The organism is Maribacter arenosus (assembly GCF_014610845.1).
GTDB classification, from domain to species: Bacteria; Bacteroidota; Bacteroidia; order Flavobacteriales; family Flavobacteriaceae; genus Maribacter_A; species Maribacter_A arenosus.
In genome coordinates this window covers 35932-54343 of sequence record NZ_JABTCG010000007.1, presented here as the reverse complement: position 1 = coordinate 54343, position 18412 = coordinate 35932, and the positions used below count along the sequence as shown (strand labels likewise).

The following is an 18412-nucleotide window of genomic DNA, read 5'->3' as shown; positions in this document are numbered from 1 at the left end:
GAAACCTACCTTAATGGGCAAGTAGTTTTCAATAGCGATATTATCAGAATTTATAATTGCTTGCTATGCTTGGCATAATCTTGCCATTTTGCGATACAAGCGGCCATATCTTCAGGAAGTTCGGAATCGAAACGCATGTGCTTGCCCGTTATTGGGTGAACAAATCCCAAAGTTTTGGCATGTAAGGCCTGTCTTGGGAGAATTTTAAATGCATTATCGACGAATTGTTTGTATTTCGTAAATGTGGTGCCCTTTAATATTCTATCCCCGCCATAACGTTCGTCGTTAAAAAGAGTATGCCCAATATATTTCATATGTACCCGGATTTGATGCGTACGGCCGGATTCCAATTTACAGGATACTAAGGTAACATAACCTAAGCGCTCCAAAACACTATAATGTGTAACCGCATCCTTACCCTCATCACCTTCCGGAAAAACCTGCATTTGTAAACGGTTTTTCGGATTTCGACCAATATGGCCTTCCACTGTTCCCTCGTCATCTTCAACATTTCCCCATACCAAGGCAATATACTCACGTTCTGAGGTTTTATCAAAAAACTGTTTTGCCAAATGCGTCATCGCCGCCTCAGTTTTGGCAACTACCAATAGGCCCGATGTATCCTTATCGATCCTATGCACCAATCCCGGGCGTTCATTATCGTTTATAGGTAAATCTTTGATATGGAACAATAAGGCATTGATTAGGGTCCCGGAGTAATTACCATGTCCCGGATGCACCACCATTCCGGCCGGCTTATTGACGACGAGAAGCGTCTCATCTTCATAAACAATTTGTAAAGGAATATCCTCAGGTGTAAGCAATAACTCATGGGGTGGATGCTCAAAGAGTACCTTGACCTCATCCCCGGCTTTCACCTTATAATTTTGCTTTACTATAGTATCATTGACCCAAATATGACCATCCTTGGCAGCTTGTTGAATTTTGTTGCGTGTGGCATTTTCAATAAAATTCATCAAAAATTTATCAACCCGTAATGGATCTTGCCCTTTTGAAGCGACGAACCTATGGTGTTCGTAGAGTTCTTCATCATTTGGCTCATGTTGTTGTGGACCCATATTTTAATCTGAATCTGCCTTTATCTGCGCCCGATCGGTAATGGTACCGTTACCGCATACCAACTCTAATTTGGAGGTCTTAGGAAGTTTTTCCCCCGGATTTATATTCTTACCCTTATACTTGATATAGTAGACCATATCTTTTCCCAGTTCATCAATATAGGTTACTCGTTGTACATCCAGGCCAACGGCCTTCAACATAGATGCGGCATTTCGCTGTGTCACTTGGATAATATTAGGTACGGTGACCTTTTTATATCCAGACGGATTCACCGTAAAATATATTTTCCGATTCACTTTCACCTTACTTCCTGCCTTTGGGTCTTGTTCAATAATTGAAAATCTTGGATAGTCTGGATTAAAATTGGCAGAATCCAAGACCTCATAACGCAAACCGGCTTCTTCAACACCCTTACGCATATCCATCACCGACATTTTAGCAAAATCGGGCACTTCAACAAACTCTCCATGGTGTGTAGTGCTGTTCAACCATCGTAAAGCCGCGAAGACTAAAACAATCGATAATACGAAGGCCAAACCCAATTGAATTAAAAAGGTACGACTTCGCAAAAAGTTGAAAAAATTTCTCATCTGATATAAATGTTCCCGCAAATATAGGAAATGAGGTAAAACTTTAAACGACCACATTCCCAAATGTTGGTTAAAGAATGGTACAATTCGTGTAACTTAGCCCAAACGCTAAAAAAATATCATCGGAATTCAAAGAAAACAAAGGCTTTTTCTTTACTTTGAAACTAGAAAGTTGCTTTCTATCAATTGACCAAAGTACACTATGAAGAAAAAAGTGGCCATTATCATGGGCGGCTATTCCAGTGAGTACAAAATTTCGCTCAAGAGTGGGAATGTCGTTTATACGTATTTGAACAAAGCCAATTTTGAATGCTATCGAATACATATATTTAGGGATAAATGGGTATATGTGGATGATGAAGAAAGGGAATATGCGGTAAACAGGGACGACTTCTCTGTGAAAATCGATGACCAAAAAATAAAGTTTGACTGCGTTTTTAACGCCATCCATGGTACCCCTGGGGAAGACGGCCTGATGCAGGCCTATTTTGAACTGCTCGGAATTCCGCAAACCTCCTGTAATTACTATCAAGCTGCCTTGACCTTTAATAAAAGGGATTTGTTAAGTGTTTTAAAACCCTATGGTATTAAATCGGCCCCATCCTATTATTTGAATTATGGTGATGAAGTCAATGAGGATGCCATCGTTGCCAAGGTAGGGTTGCCTTGTTTTGTAAAGGCCAACAAAGCCGGCAGTAGCTTCGGCATATCCAAAGTATTCGAAAAGAAGACGTTGAAATCTGCCATTGAGCTGGCCTATAAAGAGGATAATGAGATAATCATTGAAGGTTTCTTAGAGGGCATTGAAGTCTCTGTTGGGGTTATCAAATATAAAGGTAAAACCAAGGTTTTGCCCATAACCGAGATCGTCACAGAGAACGAATTTTTCGATTATGAGGCCAAATATGAAGGGAAATCACAAGAAATTACCCCTGCAAGAATCAGCTTGCAACAGGAAGAAAAAGTCAGTGCAGTTGCCAAAAACGTCTACGATATTCTTAAGATGAACGGGTTTTCGCGTAGTGAATTCATTTTTGTAGGGGATGAACCCTATATGCTCGAAATGAATACCACTCCCGGGCTAACCACTGAAAGCATACTTCCGCAGCAAGCTAAAATAGCCGGAATATCGCTTTCTGAGTTGTTTGGGAATGCCATATTGGAGGTATTGCCAAAAAACCCATAACTTTATCCTATGAGACGTGCAATTTTTCCAGGTTCCTTCGACCCATTAACATTGGGACACCACGATATTATCTTAAGAGGTATTACACTTTTCGATGAACTTATCATTGCAGTTGGCGTTAATGCCGACAAAAAATATATGTTTACCCTTGAACAGCGTATCGAATTTATTACAAAGGCATTTATCACGGAATCTAGAATTAAGGTACTTACCTACGAAGGCCTGACCGTGGATTTTTGTGATAAGGTAAATGCCGGTTTTATTCTACGGGGTTTGAGAAACCCTGGGGATTTCGAATTCGAAAAAGCCATTGCCCATACCAACAGGAAACTTTCAGAAATCGAGACTGTTTTTTTATTGACCTCATCGGGCAAGTCTTTCATCAGTTCTTCCATAGTTAGGGATGTCATTAGAAATGGAGGGGACTATTCTATATTGGTCCCTGATACGGTACGGGCCAAATAATGCATTCTTGTAAGATTAAAAGTGAAAAAATCCATAATACAAAAAGTATACATCATCTATAATTTGTGCGTTTTTTCTTTCTAATTATCTTCCCCATTTAAAGCTTCATACTGCCTAACAACCTTATCACAACGAGTATCGCCCTGTTCACAACAAAGCTTTATCATTGTTGAATAATACGCCTACATTCGTAAGAAATTACTTCGTTATGATTAAGGAAACACGGATAGATTATAATAATTATTTGGTTAAACAGCTGCCAAAAGCGACTGTTTTTCTGAATAAGAAATTAGAAGTTGTTCATGTTTCTGATAAATGGATCCAAGATTTCGAATTGACGCATGATGGTGTAATCGGTAAGAAAATTAGCGAACTATTTAATCAAATGAGCAAAGGTTGGCAAAGGGATATTAAAGAAAGTCTTAAAGGTAAACGAAGTGAATCTTCCTATGAAACTTACCTTACTAAAGAAAATAAAGAAAAAAGATTTGAGTGGACCAACGTACCCTGGTATGACGAAAAAGAAAATATCATTGGAATCATCATTCAAACAGAGGATATATCACAAAAGATTCTGAATGAATTGCAATTAGAGAAACTAAAATCGCTTTTAGCAGGTAAATCAGAAATAGCAAAAATTGGAACTTGGGAATACGATATCGAAAAAGATAGTGTTCATTGGTGTGAAATGACCAAAAAAATTCATGAGGTCCCAGAAGATTTTATACCAAATATTGATACAGCTATTGATTTTTATAAAAACGGTTATAGTCGCAATACCATTTCCATGGCTTTTAACAACGTTCTACAATACGGTAGACCTTGGAATGAAAAACTTCAGCTAATCACGGCAAAAGGGAACGAAAAATGGATTATTGCCTCGGGAAAGCCCATTTATGATAAGGATAAGCTAGTTGGTCTCATCGGTACCTTTCAAGACATTACCGAACAAGTATTGTCCGAGACAAAAATTAAGGAAAGTGAACAACTATTAAAGACATTGATCGACAATCTTCCCATAAACGTCTATATCAAAGACATAGAATCAAGGAAGATCCTGGTCAATAAAGCGGAATGTGATTTCGCAGGCGTCGATGGTCCCAACGATATTTTGGGCAAAAACGACTTTGACATTTATGACAAAAAAACAGCCCAAGCTTTTAGGGACGAGGACTTGGAAGTAATCAATACTTTAAAACCGATTTTAGGTAAAGAGAGCATATGCAAGGCCAAAGATGGCTCCTTGACTTCAATTTTAGTGTCAAAGATTCCTTTACTCAATGCCAAAAATGAGATAGAGGGAATTGTCGGCATGTCACTGGACATTACCGAAACGCGAAAAGCACAGCGCGAACTCGAAGAGAAAGAACGTAATTTTAGAAGTATCTTCAATTCATCGTACCAATTTACAGGTATTCTCGATGTCGACGGGGCTTTTATTGAAATAAATGAAACAGCTTTGGGTTTCGCAAATGTCACTTCCGAAGAGATTATTGGCAAAAAATTCTGGGAAACCATGTGGTGGCCCCAAACGGAGGCTATAAAACAGGCGCTTAAAAAAAGTATAAAAGCTGCCGCAAAAGGAAAATTCGTTCGAAATGAAGTTGAAGTTTATGATAAAGACCAAAATAAGATTCCTGTAGATTTCTCCTTGAAACCCATTTACAATGAAGACAATAAAGTAGTGTCCCTATTGGCAGAAGGCCGAATGATTACGGAAATGGTTGCAGCCAGGGAAAAAATAAAGGAAAGCGAGTTAAAGTTCAGGACACTTTATGAAATGTCGCCAGTAAGCTTTGTACTCTATGATTATGAAACCGATAAAATAATCGATTTCAATCATTCTTTCGAAAGCACATTCGGGTATCATAAAAAGAATGTTGCGAATATTAATTTTTGGGAACTATTTCATAATAGAAGCAAACAATACAGGGAACAGGTCCGTATTGAGCTTGAAACAAAAGGGACTTTTGGGCCGTATGGAGAAAAATTAATCAATAAAAACGGTGTTGAATTTTCAGTGATTATCAATAAATCATTGATAGTCAACAAGAAAGGCGAAAAGCAGGTTTGGACCATTATTCAAGATATTACCGAATCCGAAGAGAAAGAAAGGCAAATACGTGAAGAACGCAAGTTATTGAAAACGGTTATTGACAATTTACCACTCAACGTATATATAAAAGATGAACATTCAAGAAAGATTTTGGTCAATAAAGCCGAATGTGATTATTTAGGTGTTGATAATGCCGAAGAATTATTAGGCAAAAGCGATTTTGACCTTTATGACAAAGAGATTGCCCAAGTATCCCGCGATGAGGATCTTCGAGTAATGATTTCGCTAAAACCAATTTTAGGGGCCGAAACGGTCAATAAAAAGAAAGATGGCACTATTACCACTTTTTTAACTTCAAAGATCCCTTTAAAAGGGGAAGACGGCAATGCTTATGGTCTAGTGGGAATAAGTCTTGATATAACTGAATTAAAGCAAAAAGAGCAGGAACTAAGAAGCCTAATCAATGTAACCTCGTTACAAAACAAGAAACTTTTAAACTTTGCCCACATTGTTTCCCATAATTTAAGGTCCCACTCTGCCAATTTCTCAATGCTTTTGGAATTCCTGGTCAATGAAAAAAACGAGGCTGAAAAGAAAAACATTGTGAAAATGTTGGTCGATGCTTCGAATAATTTATTGGAAACTTTAGAAAATCTTAATGAGGTCTTAGCCATCAGCACTAAGATAAATTTAAAGAAGTCGTCTATTAACCTGAATAAAAATATTGACAAAATAATGAAAACCCTGGCTGTTCCCCTAAAAAAGGAAAAGGTGAAGATCATTAATACCATATCGGATGAAGTTTGTATATCGGCGGTACCCGCTTATGCCGAAAGTATTTTAACCAATTTCATTACCAATGCCATTAGATACAGATCACATGAACGGAACCCTATAATCAAGCTAAGTGCCACAAAAGACAATGGGTATACGATTTTAAGTATTGAGGATAATGGGCTCGGAATCGATTTAAAAAAATATGGGGATAAATTATTTGGAATGTACAAAACGTTTCATGACAATCCCGATGCACGAGGTATTGGATTATACTTGTCAAAAAACCAGATCGAGGCCATGAATGGGAAAATGACCGTCACTAGTACCGTGGGAGTGGGAACAACTTTTAATATTTATTTCAATGAAGAAAATTAATTCCATTTATATTGTTGATGATGATCCAATAACCGTTTTCGGAATTCGAAAAATGTTGGATATGGCTATTGAATTCAATTCAATCAGTACCTATGGCAATGGTAAACTGGCCATTGACGGCATAAAAAAAACCTTGGACACCAATAAATCTGTTCCTGAGGTTATTTTCTTGGATCTAAATATGCCCATTATGGATGGATGGCAGTTTTTAGCAGAATTCATTGAACTACCGATATCGAATAAAATACTCATAAATATAGTCACCTCCTCTATCGATCCTGCGGATTATGAAAACTGGGAATTTTATAAACATAAAACCCATCATTTGATACGATTCAACAATAAACCGATAACCAGGGCAGAAATTATCGAAATCACCAAACCAGTGGAATAAAAGCGATTATAGGCAGAACGACCTTATGGCCTATTCCCCGAACAAAGACCGGATATTCACATACGAATTGGCAAGTGCTTTTTTTATCTTATTAGGGCCTTTCCACTTCACTTTTTCGATTCCCTCACTGGCTTGACCTTTCAATTTTCCCTCATATGTGGTTTTCATGGCAAACCAATGTACTTCCTTTAATCTGTATTTACCGTTACGCTTAAAGATATGATAGGTGGTATTCAAGAAATTTTCGATTTTCAGTTTTTTAACCCCGGTCTCCTCCTCTACCTCCCGAATGGCACATTCCGCAATGGTTTCCCCCTTATCCAATTTACCCTTTGGCAAATCCCACTTATCATTTCTGTAAATGAACAGTACTTTTCCCTTGGAATTGGTGACAACACCACCTGCGGCCACCTCCTTGGGAATGGTCTTGCAGAATTTTTTAAGTATTTCTTCATGGTTTGGATGATAGATGTAAGCTTCGGTCAACTTTTTCTTTGCCAAGGCATTGATCGCTTCACGTACCGCATCACCATTCAATAAAAAATATTTGCTGTTCGATATTTCCGATAGTTCATTTGTTAAAATCAGAGGTAGTTCTTTAACAAAAACTTTATACATTTGCGTAATGGTTTTAGATAAAAACACGGCGAAAAAAACTGCAGAGCTTCTGCTGCAAATTAATGCAATAAAGTTGGATCCTGAAAATCCCTTTATTTGGGCTTCGGGATGGAAATCACCAATCTATTGCGACAACAGGATTATTTTATCCTATCCGCCCATAAGAAATTTTGTCAGAGAGGAAATGGCCAAGCAGGTTGAAACCCTTTATGGAAAACCTGATATAATTGCAGGGGTGGCCACTGGGGCCATAGGAATTGGGGCCTTGGTAGCAGATTATCTAGGTTTGCCTTTTATCTATGTGCGCCCTGAACCAAAATCCCACGGCCGCCAAAACCAAATTGAAGGCCTTCTCGAACAAGGTCAAAGTGTTGTAGTCATAGAAGATTTGATCAGTACAGGAAAAAGTAGCCTAAATGCAGTGGACGCCTTGGCAGCTGCCGGGGCAAATATCAAAGGAATGTTGGCCATATTCACATATGGTTTTGATGTGGCTACCAAAAATTTTGAAAAAAAGGAACTTGAGCTCCATACTTTGTCCGACTATGCCCACCTCATTGCCCAAGCTTCGGAAACAGGATATATCAAGGAAGAGCAAATGACCACATTATTGGAATGGCGCAAAGATCCGTCCCAATGGAACCAATAATAGCATAACATGCATATAGAAACCCAAAAAAACAAGATTGACAAAAGCGCTAAGGATGTTTATGAATTTCTTACGGATCTTAAGAACTTTGAAAGACTAATGCCTGACAATATCGATAAGTTCGAGGTAATTAATGAGGATAGATTTCTTTTTGCCCTAAAGGGAATGCCCCAAATTGTTTTGCAACGGAAAGATCAGCACCCATATGATAAAATAGTCTTGGGAGCCGCAAGCGATAAATTACCTTTTACCTTGACTGCGGATATCGTTGCACTCGACGAGGATACCTGTGAAGTGCTATTGAGTTTCGAAGGGGAGTTTAATGCCATGATGGCCATGATGATAAAAAAACCCATAACGAATTTTATGGGAACCTTGTCGGAAAACCTTGGTAGTATTTAATGGGTCAGTAAAGCAAGCTGATTTCTTTCATATTATATTCTCGCAGGAATTCGTCCTCATGGGCGACTACCAATTTTCCCTGATCGGAGACACCACGTATAAATCCCATGAACACTTGACCGTTCGCATCTTTGAAAGTTGATGGTTTATCTTTTCTAAATAATACACTTTCATATTGGTCTCTGATCGCATCGGCCCCTTTTTCTTCAATAACCTTAAAGGAATTCTTCAATTCGCGCTGTAACTTTAGCAATAACCCATCCAACTCATAATTTCTTCCGGTCAATAGCTTAAGCGATGAAACATTCGGTAGATCCAAAAACTTTTCCTGGTTCACATTTAACCCTATACCGATGATAGAATAAAGTATTCGGGGCCCTGATATTATATTTTCAATCAATATTCCACAAATCTTGAAATGGCCTGACATAATGTCGTTTGGCCATTTAATTTTTAAAGACGGTATATGTAATGTTTTTAAGGTGTTAAAAACGGCCATGGAAACACAGATATTCAATAAAAAAGGGTTGTCGAATTGTTCGGATTCCATTTTTTTTAAAATACTGACCGTTAGGTTCTTATGAGGATCAGATTCCCATTTGGTGCCCATTTGGCCCCTTCCCAGAGTCTGGGAATCGGCAACCACAATAGTAAAATCGTCCAAGGACCGTTTGTTCATTAAATCTTTTAAGTACAAGTTCGTAGAGTCCGTGGCATTAAGTTTGATTATCTGCATGTATCGCCCTTTAAAAGGATTAACTTTCTATTGTTAAAATTTTTAAGGATAAAAGAACAAAAAAATAATAACTTTGTACAAATTAAAAATATTGAATGCAGAAAAGGAAAGCTAGTGCAGATGAGTTAATTGCATTAATTTTACAGGGAATAGAAAATGTAAAAGGACATGATATAAATGTTCTTGATCTAAGAGAAATTGAAAACACCGTATGCGACTACTTTATTATTTGTAATGGTACTTCCAATACACATGTTAATGCCATAGTCGGTTCAATCCAAAAAACAGTTAGCAAGGCAATAAAAGATAAACCTTGGCACGTTGAAGGTGAAGACAATGCCGAATGGGTTTTAATGGATTATGTCAATGTAGTGGTACATGTCTTCCAAAAACATATTAGAGAATACTACGATATAGAAGGGCTTTGGGGTGATGCCAAGTTCACCTTGGTAGAAAGTAGTATTAATCAGTAAAAATAAATAATGGCAAAAGATAACAATACAACACCCAAAAAACCAAAATTCAGTTCATGGTGGATCTATGGGCTAATCGCAGTATTTCTAATTGGGTTTCAGTTCATTGGTGGAGGTAGCCTTTCCAATACCAAAACAACAACCACTTCCGAACTACAGGAGTATTTAAGAAATGGCGATATCAGTAAGATTTTGATAATCACCAATACAAATCAGGCCAAGGTTTTCCTGACAGACGAAGCCTTACTAAAGGAAGTACATAAGGATGTATCGCAAAAACCCATGTTGCCTACCACAGGCGCCATGCCCCAATATATACTGGATTATGGGGATCTTCAGATTTTCCAAAATGAAATCACCGAAATCAAAAAGGAGGTAAACCTGGATACCATTGTCGAATTTGATAAAGAATCGAATTATTTAGGTGATTTATTATTGGGAATTCTACCCTTTGTACTTATTATCGGAATCTGGATTTACCTAATGCGCCGAATGTCGGGCGGCGGTGGTGGTGGTGCCGGAGGTCAGATTTTCAATATAGGCAAATCGAAAGCCAAATTGTTCGATGAAAAGACAGACACCCGTACCTCGTTTAAAGATGTTGCAGGTCTTGAGGGAGCTAAAGAAGAAGTAGAAGAAATCGTTGAATTTTTAAGACATCCAGATAAATATACTTCACTTGGTGGTAAAATTCCCAAAGGCGCATTATTGGTTGGGCCTCCGGGAACAGGAAAAACCCTATTGGCAAAAGCGGTTGCCGGTGAAGCTAAAGTCCCATTTTTCTCATTGTCCGGATCAGACTTTGTCGAGATGTTCGTTGGGGTTGGTGCATCTAGGGTTAGAGATCTTTTTAAACAGGCCAAGGACAAATCCCCAGCTATTATATTTATAGATGAGATTGATGCGATTGGTAGGGCAAGAGGTAAAAATAATTTTACAGGGTCAAATGATGAACGTGAAAATACCTTAAACCAATTATTGACAGAAATGGATGGTTTTGGCACCAATACCAATGTCATCGTACTTGCGGCAACCAACCGGGCCGATGTATTGGACAAAGCTTTAATGCGCGCTGGTCGTTTCGATAGACAGATTTATGTAGATCTGCCAGATATCCGGGAACGTAAAGAAATATTCGAAGTGCATTTAAGACCGATCAAGACTGCGGAAACCTTGGATTTGGATTTCTTAGCTAGACAAACCCCTGGATTTTCAGGTGCAGATATCGCAAATGTCTGTAATGAAGCCGCTTTAATCGCCGCGCGACAAGAGAAAAAAGCGGTTGGTAAACAAGATTTCTTGGATGCGGTGGACAGAATTGTAGGTGGCTTAGAGAAAAAGAACAAGATCATTACTGCTGGTGAGAAAAAAACTATTGCCTATCATGAAGCAGGTCATGCTACTACGAGTTGGATGTTAGAACATGCTGCACCATTGGTGAAAGTTACCATTGTTCCAAGAGGACAGTCTCTAGGAGCTGCTTGGTACTTACCCGAAGAAAGACTTATTGTTCGACCAGAGCAAATGTTAGATGAAATGTGTGCCACGTTAGGGGGTAGAGCCGCAGAAAAAGTGATTTTCAACCAAATCTCAACTGGAGCACTAAGTGATCTTGAAAAAGTCACCAAACAGGCCCGGGCAATGGTAACCGTTTATGGCCTTAACGATGAAATTGGCAATCTAACCTATTATGATTCCTCCGGACAAAATGAATATGGTTTTACAAAACCTTATAGTGAGGAGACGGCCAGAAAAATCGATTCAGAAATCTCAAAGATAATCGAAGAGCAATATGTAAGAGCGATCGATGTCTTAGAAAAGAACAAGGACAAACTCATTGAACTGGCCGAGCGTCTCTTGGAAAAAGAAGTGATTTTCAAGGAAGATCTTGAAAAGATTTTTGGAAAAAGACCTTTTGACAAACATTTTGATGGCAAAGGACAAGAAGTGACCGAGAAAGTACCCGAGAAAGAGCCCGAGAAAGAGCCCGAGAGTGAAAAAAAAGAAGGTTTGGCCAAGGAGAAAGAAAAAGCAGTTGTTCCTGAGAAAAAAGTGAAAGGCAAAAAAGAAAATAAATAAACATGATTTACGTTGTCCTTACTATGAGGACTCGGTAAGACGCTTTAATTAATTTAATGGGGCTATTTGACAAACTTTTCGGAGGAGGCAAAAAAAAGGTTTCCAAGGAAACCGCAGAAACCCGTGGGGTACATATGCCCGATCTTAATATTCCTGTTGATGAAAAATTCACCATTCATTTTAAAAAGAACGGTGGCAAATTCATCTATTGCGATTCATTTCAAGAAATATCCGAAGCACTGCAGAATATTGTAAAAGAAAATAGTTGGGAAGACCAACTTTTCTTTGTAATGAACCCCATGCTAAAGGATCGGTTTTCAAAAGAGAATATAGCTTTTACCCATAAGGCCACCGAAAGTGAGGTCTTCTTTACGACTTGCGAACACCTAATCGCCCAGAACGGTTCTATCCTAGTATGCTCTAATCAATTGATGGAAAAGAAACTTCATGAACTCCCAGACAATATCATTGTTTTTGCCACAACTAGCCAATTGGTAGAGTCGATTGGGGAGGGACTTAAAAAAATAAAGAAAAAATACGGTCATAGTATTCCAGCCAACATTACCACCCTCAAACACTTTCAAGCCACTAATGAAAATTCGGATGATTTTTTAACATACGGTAGTAGTTCCAAAAATCTGTATCTTTTACTTTTGGAAGATCTATAGTATGAAAGAAGTTATTAGAAGGGCACTTTCTGGGGTAGTTTATATCATTATCTTACTTTCAGCGGTATTCCTAAGTACAGATGCATTCGATTTTTTGTTTATGACTTTCGGTTTGGCCTGTTTGTACGAATATAAAAGACTTGTACATCTCAAAGGCTACCATATTTTTATTGCCTATCTGGCCTTATGGTGGGCGTTCATCTACTTGGTTAATGATCAATGGTTGATCAATATTCTAATGTTTCTTACGATATCGACGAATATTACCCTACTCTTTTTTCTTTTTTCGAGAAAAAAGAAGCCCTTCCGGTTTTATCAAAAATTTTTAATCGGTCTGTTTTACATAGGGGGTGGCTGCATCTTTCTGACCATGATACCCTATAAGAACAACGATTTTGCCAAATTGCTGATTATGGGTATTTTTATCTTGATATGGATAAACGATTCTTTTGCCTATCTGGTTGGCAGTACCATAGGGCGTACCAAATTATTCCCCGCGGTTTCGCCAAAAAAAACCATAGAAGGTACGATGGGAGGTTTTGTATTTACGGCCATTGCATCCTATTTCCTAGGTAAGTACGAACCAATTTTAGATCCTGCGCAATGGATGATTCTAGCAGCGGTAATTGTATTATTTGGCACTCTAGGTGATTTGATAGAATCAAAATTAAAAAGATCTGCTGGGGTAAAGGATAGTGGAGCTATTATACCCGGCCATGGTGGTATGCTCGACCGATTGGACAGTATGGTATTCGCCGCTCCTTTTGCCTATTTAACGTTAAATATATTTACTTATGTTTCATAGAGAGGGCCAAACTATAATACTGACGACTTTTTTTTTAGTCGTTGCCATTGTCTTACTTTCAGAGTTCTACATAACGAACCAATGGTTGTGTTGGGGACTACAGTTCGTTTCAATTGTTGTGTTGGTATTGATTCTTCAGTTTTTTAGAAATCCTAAAAGAAGTGCCAACAATCTTTTTGATGAAATCCTGGCCCCTGTTGATGGTAAAGTAGTAGTGATAGAAGAAGTTCTAGAAACTGAATATTTCAACGATAAAAGACTCCAGGTATCTATATTCATGTCTCCTTTCAATGTCCATGTTACCCGCTATCCTATTAGTGGAACGATCAAATATTCCAAATACCATCCAGGAAAATATTTATTGGCATGGCACCCTAAATCCAGTACGGACAATGAACGAACTACGGTCGTCATAAACACACCGAAATTCGGGGAAATTTTGTACCGCCAGATTGCAGGGGCTATGGCCAGACGAATTGTCAACTATGCTGAGGAAGGTGAAAGTGTGCGTCAAGGGGAAGATTCGGGTTTTATAAAATTTGGTTCTAGGGCAGACTTATTATTACCTTTGGATTGTGGTATTGCAGTGAAACTTAACCAAAAGGTAGTCGGAGCCAAAACTTGTATCGCTACCTTTGTTGACCGTCATGAAGAAAGAGACCTTACGTAAGAATTTCGAGGAAGCAGTTGCTGAAGTAAACAATTACACGGAGGCATTACCCGCCGACCTCTTGCTGAAATTATATGCTTACTATAAAATTGCGAACAAAAACTTTGACAACCCCGGCAGCAAGACCCCTCTAATAAATGCTTTCAAAGCCAATGCTTTGATACAGGCACGGAACATTAGCCGTCGTGAGGCGATGGAATCCTATATAGCTTTGGTGAAAAAAGAAATCAAAAAATGATTTGGTCCCTAACCTATTCATAAAGATCATTCAAATCTGCATTACAAAGTTCAAAAAAGAAATTCCCAATTTTCTGGGTAACATCGGTAAAATAACGTTCGCCTTTTTTATCGGTTGCTTGTGCAGGGTCACCAACACCGGTATCCTCACTGATCTGGGACCATTTGCGTTCGGCCCAGATCCAACCTTCTGAAAAAGATTTGATTTTATAATTTTTGGATGCCCCACTACCCCACTCTTCCTTAGGAAGTACCAACTCCGGTTTTAGGTATAACATTAGACTGGTTTCCATTTCATCGGCATGGTCGCCCTCATTATCAAAGTATTCGGTTTTATCCATCGACTGGAACCAGTTCGAAAAACATAGGAACATTTCAGGAAACCTTAAACCCAATTCCCTAACCAGAGGTTTAAAATTATTACCGCCATGGCTATTGAATATAATCAATTTCTTTATGCCTTGTCGGTCAAGTACCGTAATGATATCATTCAATATAGACAGTTGAGTACTCGGGTTTAAATTTATATCCAAATAAATATCCGATTGCCCCGTATTCACACCAAATGGAATGGTTGGTAAAACGATGACCTTGGCCCCCTTTTTCCAGGCAATCCTTGCCGATTCCGCAGCTAGGGCGTCGCTTTCATAGACGTCGGTAGCGTAGGGTAAATGATAATTATGTGCCTCGGTTGCGCCCCAGGGTAAAACGGCCAAATCAAAATTGGCGTTTTTGAGTGCCTTCCAGTTGGTTTCGGCCAATATATATGGTCTCATAAAGTGAATGTTTACAAGTTAAATCGCAACATTACTTGTTGCCTGGTTATTTTCCAAATAGGTAAAATAAATTCCTGCGGATATGGTTATCAAAAAATAAATAGCTACCGTAAGACTGCCATATTTAAAATACGTATCAATACCAAACCAATCGCCTGTAATCCAAATTACGGCAATACCGGAAAGTCCCCTTAACACCTCTATCCAAACAGCATAATCGACCTTATCCATCAAAGTGGTATACCCATAGATCCCTATGAACACGAATGCCCCGAAAAACAATAAGCCATCAAACCCGATCGAGGCATAGTTATAGAACATAAACAACAATAAAATAGTCGTAAACAAAACCTGAAAGATAGAATATCCCTTTAAAGCATTCGATGCAGGGGTTTCGTACTTTTTAAAATGAAATACATCATCGATTATCATTAACGGATATTTTTCCTTCATATCCGCAGGCCTCCATCCAGTGGGCATAAACCAAATCCGAAATTTATCCCAAATATTTTGGGTGCGCCATGCATCTTTAATTAATCGCCATAAATGCTGAAAGTTTATGATAATCGGATTCCATGTTGAGGCTGGTTTTAAAACGCCATATTGGGGAGGCACTTCATCCAATTCTTCTTGAAAGGTACCAAACCAACGATCCCAAATACAAAGAATCTGCCCTAGGTTCTTATCTATATATTCAGGATTGATCGCATGGTGTACTCGATGCTGTGAGGGTGTCACCAAAATTTTCTCTACCCATCCTAATTTACCGATATGCTGCGTATGGTACCAAAACTGGGCGAATAAATGAATAGGGGCCAGAATAGCTATAATAGTACTTGGGATGCCCATAATAGCCGCCGGAAACATCAATATGGGGAAATAACCCAATAGATTGGAGATAGGTTGACGTAAGGCACAAGCCAAATTAAACTCCTCGCTACTGTGATGGATTACATGTTGGTTCCAGAAAAAATTAACTTTATGGTTCAATCTGTGGTTCCAATAGCCAGCAAAATCGATCGCCAAAAACGCAATCAACCAAACGATCCAAGTGGATTCTAAAGAGAACAAGGCCAAATGTTCAAGTAAGAAAGGGTAGGTTACGATAATAATACCTATGCCCAATGAATCCTTAACGATATTGGTAAGTCCCGAGCTTATGCTCGCCACCGAATCCATTACCTTATGTTTTTGGCTTTTTACGAAGTAGCCATAACCCATTTCTATAACCAAAAGGCACATAAAAAAAGGAATAGCATATAGTAGGGCGTTGGCGTAAATTTCCACTGTTTCGATTTCAATAATGAAATATACCAATTATTAAGGAAATCAATTATTTTTTCCAAGATCGGTTTTTAGGATAAAACCTTTACCGTGTACATTTTCAATTTTCAAGGAAGGATCTTTTGCCAAATACTTTCTTAAATGGGTAATAAATACATTTAAACTTTTTCTATTAAAATAATCATCGTTGCCCCAAATCGTCTCCAATATATTCTTATGGTGGCATAAAGTATTCGGATGGGAAGCCAAATATTTAAGCAAATCACTTTCGCGCGACGTCAAATGAGTCATTTCGGACTCAAAAATCAATTCCTGTGTTGAGCTATTCAACCGATACGAACCAATTTCGAACATCTCCTTTTCCTTATCTGTGGAGGTCCCTTTATTAAGTCTTTCTAGCAAGGTAAATATACGTACCACCAGCTCTTCCTCATCAATCGGTTTCTTAAGATAATCCAACGCCCCGAGTGAAAATCCTTTTAGAACATCTATCTTCAATGATCTTGCCGTTAGAAATATAAAGGGAAGATTGGAAAATTTTTTTGAAATATCCGCAGCCAAGGTGAAACCATCCATTTCGACCATCATTACATCTAAAATCGCCAGATCGAATCGGTTAGATTGAATGAGACCCATTACTTTGGTAGGGTTTTTTTCCCAAATTACATCAAAGTTCTTCATTTTGAGGTATTCAGATAGCAAATACCCTAAAGAAGCATCATCTTCTACCAATAATATATTATACTTTTTTTCCATGCTTATACAAGGGTATTTTAAATACTACCGTTGTGCCTTGATTCAATTCACTTTGCAATAAAATGCTACCTTTATGCTTTTTAATTACTTTCTTAACATAACTAAGACCCAATCCGTATCCCTTTACCTCGTGCTTATTACCGTTAGAAACCCTATAATACTTTTGAAAGACCAATTTTTGATCTTTCTTTTCAATTCCTTTCCCATTATCGGATATCGAAATAACCAATTTTCCATTTTCTATACGGGAAAGCAATTCGATTTTCGGGTCTTGGGCGTATTTCTTAGCATTATCAAGTAGATTATTTATTGCATTCTCCAAATGGGAGACTTCCGCTTTGATAAAATAAGGTCTATCTTCCAAATGATAAGAAAAATTACATTTTTCGAATGAGGCCAACGTACTGAATTCTTTACAAAGGTTTTCCAATCTGGGTCCGAAATCCAAAACTTTTAGTTTGAAGACACTCTTACTTTCCTCAAAACTGGCTAGTTCCAATACTTTATCGATATGGGCCTTCAATCTTTCGACTTGCTGCCTTATTATCTCCAAAATCGGGGCTTTATCCGCGGGAATACCCTCTTCCAACATTTTAGATGCCAGACCAATTGAAAATACAGGAGTCTTTAGTTCATGGGTAAGATTGTTTATAAACTCATTGGTGGTGGTAATAACACTTCGCTGCCAATAATATGTTCTCAACATCCACAGAATTGCAATTACGATTCCTAAGATAAATATAAGACTGGGGACGGTTAATCCATTGAGTTTGGAGAGATAATAACTGTCTAAATTCCGAAATTTCATCTCCAAAATCAAATCGGCATCCAATAATTTAGGAAGGTACCCTTTAATTTCGATAGGATAGGTGACCACTTCCGCCGAACGCTCGTAAACTACAGGAGATTTCAGGTAGTACGCCGAGTCTTTTGTAAATAAGCGATAGGTAAAATCGGCTTCAATACCTTTTTCCACTAATTTCTCGGTAAGGAAGTCATTCAAAAAATGGCTGGAGGCATCCTTTAGACTATCTACACTTATCGCAAAATACAGACTATCTTCCTTTATGGCATTCGCGAGAAGAAAAGTCAATTTGTTTTTGGTTTCCAGGGTGTTTTTAATATTCTCGGTCGCCAAACCAATCTTACTACTGAATTGTACTTTGGCCAAATTGATGCCAATTCTTAAATATTGGTACTGTACTATCGAAAGGCCTAGGATAGAAATTATAAAAATTAGGATATAGAGACGTCGCTTTTTCAAAATACCTACTAAAGAAGCATAAAAATAAGGTTCTCTTAGCGGTTTTTAGTTTTTTGTTCATCTTATTAACTT

The 18412-nt window shown here is 38.1% G+C and carries 20 protein-coding genes; 12 read left to right on the top strand and 8 right to left on the bottom strand.

Features of this window, described 5'->3' with window-relative positions:
• Nucleotides 1-50: 50 nt before the first annotated feature.
• Nucleotides 51-1079 carry an RluA family pseudouridine synthase gene (locus tag HPE63_RS16955; protein WP_188315502.1) on the bottom strand — a complete coding sequence of 343 codons (1029 nt, stop codon included), beginning with the start codon at nt 1077-1079 and terminating at the stop codon, nt 51-53.
• Between the two features lie 3 nt (nt 1080-1082).
• Nucleotides 1083-1670 carry a PASTA domain-containing protein gene (locus HPE63_RS16950; protein WP_188315501.1) on the bottom strand — a complete coding sequence of 196 codons (588 nt, stop codon included), beginning with the start codon at nt 1668-1670 and terminating at the stop codon, nt 1083-1085.
• Between the two features lie 202 nt (nt 1671-1872).
• On the opposite strand from HPE63_RS16950, the gene HPE63_RS16945 reads away from it, so the two are divergent.
• The 4 genes from HPE63_RS16945 (at nt 1873) to HPE63_RS16930 (ending at nt 6923) form a co-directional block, all read left to right on the top strand.
• Complete coding sequence (locus HPE63_RS16945; RefSeq protein WP_188315500.1) at nt 1873-2856, top strand: D-alanine--D-alanine ligase; 984 nt, start codon at nt 1873-1875, stop codon at nt 2854-2856.
• A 9-nt stretch (nt 2857-2865) separates the two neighbouring features.
• A complete protein-coding gene (gene coaD, locus HPE63_RS16940) occupies nt 2866-3321 on the top strand; it encodes a pantetheine-phosphate adenylyltransferase (RefSeq protein WP_188315499.1) in 456 nt (151 codons plus the stop codon).
• 208 nt (nt 3322-3529) lie between these two features.
• Nucleotides 3530-6529, top strand: coding sequence for a PAS domain S-box protein (locus HPE63_RS16935; RefSeq protein ID WP_188315498.1), 3000 nt, complete (start codon nt 3530-3532; stop codon nt 6527-6529).
• The gene (locus tag HPE63_RS16930) at nt 6516-6923 is read left to right on the top strand and encodes a response regulator transcription factor (RefSeq protein ID WP_188315497.1); all 408 of its coding nucleotides are present in this window, start codon (nt 6516-6518) and stop codon (nt 6921-6923) included. The genes HPE63_RS16935 and HPE63_RS16930 overlap by 14 nt, the downstream gene beginning before the upstream one ends.
• A gap of 30 nt (nt 6924-6953) precedes the next feature.
• On the opposite strand, the gene HPE63_RS16925 is transcribed toward HPE63_RS16930, so the two are convergent.
• Nucleotides 6954-7541 carry an NUDIX hydrolase gene (locus HPE63_RS16925; protein ID WP_188315496.1) on the bottom strand — a complete coding sequence of 196 codons (588 nt, stop codon included), beginning with the start codon at nt 7539-7541 and terminating at the stop codon, nt 6954-6956.
• Between the two features lie 7 nt (nt 7542-7548).
• Here HPE63_RS16925 and pyrE point away from each other — a divergent pair, with 7 nt between their 5' ends.
• Both pyrE and HPE63_RS16915 read left to right on the top strand, forming a co-directional pair.
• On the top strand, nt 7549-8190 hold the full coding sequence (gene pyrE / locus HPE63_RS16920; protein WP_188315495.1) for an orotate phosphoribosyltransferase: 642 nt from the start codon (nt 7549-7551) through the stop codon (nt 8188-8190).
• A 9-nt stretch (nt 8191-8199) separates the two neighbouring features.
• Entirely contained in the window at nt 8200-8592 is a 393-nt protein-coding gene (locus tag HPE63_RS16915) for an SRPBCC family protein (RefSeq protein ID WP_188315494.1), read from the top strand.
• Between the two features lie 4 nt (nt 8593-8596).
• Here the strand turns inward: HPE63_RS16915 and HPE63_RS16910 are convergent, their stop codons facing one another.
• Nucleotides 8597-9328: a biotin--[acetyl-CoA-carboxylase] ligase gene (locus HPE63_RS16910; protein WP_188315493.1), complete on the bottom strand. Its 732-nt coding sequence runs from the start codon at nt 9326-9328 to the stop codon at nt 8597-8599.
• A 95-nt stretch (nt 9329-9423) separates the two neighbouring features.
• Between HPE63_RS16910 and rsfS the strand changes: the two genes are divergently transcribed.
• From rsfS to HPE63_RS16880, 6 genes are read left to right on the top strand one after another with little or no spacing between them, the layout of a single operon-like run.
• Nucleotides 9424-9801, top strand: coding sequence for a ribosome silencing factor (gene rsfS, locus HPE63_RS16905; RefSeq protein WP_188315492.1), 378 nt, complete (start codon nt 9424-9426; stop codon nt 9799-9801).
• Between the two features lie 9 nt (nt 9802-9810).
• Nucleotides 9811-11880, top strand: a complete 2070-nt coding sequence (gene ftsH / locus HPE63_RS16900) for an ATP-dependent zinc metalloprotease FtsH (protein WP_188315491.1) — start codon at nt 9811-9813, stop codon at nt 11878-11880.
• 56 nt (nt 11881-11936) lie between these two features.
• Nucleotides 11937-12548 (top strand): LUD domain-containing protein, encoded by a 612-nt coding sequence (locus tag HPE63_RS16895; protein WP_188315490.1) that lies wholly within the window; start codon nt 11937-11939, stop codon nt 12546-12548.
• A gap of 1 nt (nt 12549) precedes the next feature.
• Complete coding sequence (locus HPE63_RS16890; RefSeq protein ID WP_188315489.1) at nt 12550-13353, top strand: phosphatidate cytidylyltransferase; 804 nt, start codon at nt 12550-12552, stop codon at nt 13351-13353.
• Nucleotides 13343-14023 (top strand): phosphatidylserine decarboxylase family protein, encoded by a 681-nt coding sequence (locus HPE63_RS16885; protein WP_188315488.1) that lies wholly within the window; start codon nt 13343-13345, stop codon nt 14021-14023. Before HPE63_RS16890 ends, HPE63_RS16885 begins: the two co-directional genes overlap by 11 nt.
• Nucleotides 14001-14261 carry an acyl-CoA-binding protein gene (locus HPE63_RS16880; RefSeq protein WP_188315487.1) on the top strand — a complete coding sequence of 87 codons (261 nt, stop codon included), beginning with the start codon at nt 14001-14003 and terminating at the stop codon, nt 14259-14261. Before HPE63_RS16885 ends, HPE63_RS16880 begins: the two co-directional genes overlap by 23 nt.
• A gap of 13 nt (nt 14262-14274) precedes the next feature.
• On the opposite strand, the gene HPE63_RS16875 is transcribed toward HPE63_RS16880, so the two are convergent.
• The 4 genes from HPE63_RS16875 to HPE63_RS16860 are packed head-to-tail and all read right to left on the bottom strand — an operon-like array spanning nt 14275 to nt 18247.
• On the bottom strand, nt 14275-15036 hold the full coding sequence (locus HPE63_RS16875) for a creatininase family protein (protein ID WP_188315486.1): 762 nt from the start codon (nt 15034-15036) through the stop codon (nt 14275-14277).
• 18 nt (nt 15037-15054) lie between these two features.
• The gene (locus HPE63_RS16870; protein WP_188315485.1) at nt 15055-16323 is read right to left on the bottom strand and encodes a sterol desaturase family protein; all 1269 of its coding nucleotides are present in this window, start codon (nt 16321-16323) and stop codon (nt 15055-15057) included.
• A 42-nt stretch (nt 16324-16365) separates the two neighbouring features.
• Complete coding sequence (locus HPE63_RS16865) at nt 16366-17076, bottom strand: response regulator transcription factor (RefSeq protein WP_188315484.1); 711 nt, start codon at nt 17074-17076, stop codon at nt 16366-16368.
• Nucleotides 17060-18247 (bottom strand): sensor histidine kinase, encoded by a 1188-nt coding sequence (locus tag HPE63_RS16860; RefSeq protein ID WP_223198205.1) that lies wholly within the window; start codon nt 18245-18247, stop codon nt 17060-17062. The genes HPE63_RS16865 and HPE63_RS16860 overlap by 17 nt, the downstream gene beginning before the upstream one ends.
• Nucleotides 18248-18412: the final 165 nt, after the last annotated feature.